Genomic DNA, 799 nt, shown 5'->3' with positions numbered 1-799 from the left:
ATACATGATAGCATGGATAACCTAACCACCAAAATTTAATGCCTATGATACGAGAAAAAGCGGTCAGAAACGAATCACTGGAAAATCCTTCACAGTGCGAAGGATTTGGGTGTGGGCATTACAATTTGCATAAAAGTATAAATACCATAAGACATTGCCATATACATTTTTTAAGTTTCGACTCTTAACTCGAGTACTCAACACCAACTCCCCCTTGCCTTTCTCTTCCATCTCCATTACCATAGAACTAACAAGAAAAAGGAGTTTTTCATATGCACAAGAATCGTGTTCGTGGTTATAATAAACGTTTTTATCCCGGGGTGGCCTTAATCGTGGCGGCTATGCTTTGCCTTGTTTTCGCATTAACAAGACTGAACGTTCCATTATTACAACTACAAAATAAATATTTTAACCTAAAGGACATCACTAAAAATGAAGATTCTATCTTAAAGGTCACTGGTATAGACAAGCACTCCGTCCAAAACTCGGACTTTGGAAAATGGTCGCTTTATATCGTCTCTTATTTAGAAAAAGATTCTCATGGAAACGAAACGACACAATACATCGGGTTAGAATTAGATGAAGAGACCGCCAAACAATTAATCGATAAGAAAAATACCTTAAGAGATCATCCTGAAAAAGTTGCGGGTACCTTTGTTGAGCCAGAATTTCACGATAAGAAAGTTATGGATTATAGCTATCGTACCCAAGATGCGATGGAAAAATACATCAAAGCCCCACTTTCACGTCGTTATCAGAACTATTTATCGATTAAACCAGGAAAGGAAACACAAAAACT

General features: G+C 37.0%; 1 protein-coding gene. It reads left to right on the top strand.

Features of this window, described 5'->3' with window-relative positions; all coding sequences use genetic code 11:
- Nucleotides 1-272 precede the first annotated feature (272 nt).
- Nucleotides 273-799, top strand: a 527-nt coding sequence (locus O3793_RS08895; RefSeq protein WP_371446974.1) for a hypothetical protein, incomplete at its 3' end; no start/stop codon positions are given.

Source organism: Granulicatella sp. 20925_1_28 (assembly GCF_041433575.1).
Lineage (GTDB): Bacteria > Bacillota > Bacilli > Lactobacillales > Aerococcaceae > Granulicatella.
Note: the sequence above shows the minus strand (reverse complement) of the source record. Positions and strands in the feature narration are given on the sequence as shown.